The following is a 1,028-nucleotide window of genomic DNA, read 5'->3' as shown; positions in this document are numbered from 1 at the left end:
ACAATGAGTAGTTTAATACTGTCGCAGGTTTCAAAATTATCTATTGAAGTTATCATATCCATATCTCTTGCAAAATGGCTTATTCAAGCTCAACGGCATGTATATAAGCATCCATAAGTGTCGCTAATTTGGCAAACTGCGGGCCAATTGCATGTTTAACCATGTAACCTGCTACGTTATTATGGTACGCGCGAGTACGATCGTTATCCTCATTGGAGGTCGTGAGTATAAATACAACGGTATCGTTTAATTTTTCATCTTTACGAATATGCTCTAAAAATTCAAAGCCATTCATCACTGGCATATTCAGGTCTAGCAATACTAAGTAGGGCTCTGATATTTCTTTTTGTTGCGCTTTTTCTCGTAACGCATCTAGTGCCAGCTTTCCGTTTTGTTTCCAAATTATTTTAATTTTAGGATCCACTTTTTTTAGGCTTCTTGTAACGGCTTCCGCGGCAACATCGTCGTCCTCAACAAGCAGTATAGATAGATTTTTGATCATAAATTTTCTTTCCTTGCAAAGCGAGGCCACCACACATGAAATGTAGATCCTTTTTGCAGTTCATTTGAGCTTACTGAAATGCGCCCACCATGAGCTTGTGCCAAACGCCGACTAATAGACAGCCCAATACCTGAACCCGATTTATCATCAGAGGTTGTTTGAAACAAACTAAAAATACGCTCGTAAGCCTCTGGTGGTATACCGGGGCCATCATCAGTCACAGTGATATGGCAAAGCGTATTTTCTGCTACACAACGAATCTCTATAGTTCCCTCTTTACTGTCGTGGTGTTTAATAGCGTTACTTAATAAATTGCGGACCACGGTTTCAAGTGGCGTCCATGCAGTGACGATAGTATCTAATTGAATGTCTTTACGAAGCTTCATTCCAGCCGGTAAATCCAATAGTTCGGTAACGTTAGAAATTAACTTATGCATATCGATTACTTGAGTATCTAGAGTGGCTTTGCCTGCTCTTGCATAGGCCAATAAATTATCTATTAACGTCTCCATTTTATGAATACGAT

At 39.4% G+C, this 1,028-nt stretch carries 2 protein-coding genes; both read right to left on the bottom strand.

Going from position 1 to position 1,028, the window contains the following annotated elements; translation table 11 throughout:
• Positions 1–79 precede the first annotated feature (79 nt).
• Positions 80–502, bottom strand: coding sequence for a response regulator (locus ACTRWE_RS19200; RefSeq protein ID WP_010392817.1), 423 nt, complete (start codon positions 500–502; stop codon positions 80–82).
• The coding region (locus ACTRWE_RS19195; protein ID WP_462880531.1) for a sensor histidine kinase at positions 499–1,028 on the bottom strand (530 nt) is incomplete at its 5' end. The genes ACTRWE_RS19195 and ACTRWE_RS19200, both read right to left, overlap by 4 nt.

The sequence above is a fragment of the Pseudoalteromonas sp. G5_S1_54_S4 genome, from assembly GCF_054968565.1.
Note: the sequence above shows the minus strand (reverse complement) of the source record. Positions and strands in the feature narration are given on the sequence as shown.

Excerpts from the sequence above, each read along its gene's own strand:
- ACTRWE_RS19200 (WP_010392817.1), bottom strand. The coding sequence starts at position 502 with ATGATCAAAAATCTATCTATACTGCTTGTTGAGGACGACGATGTTGCC.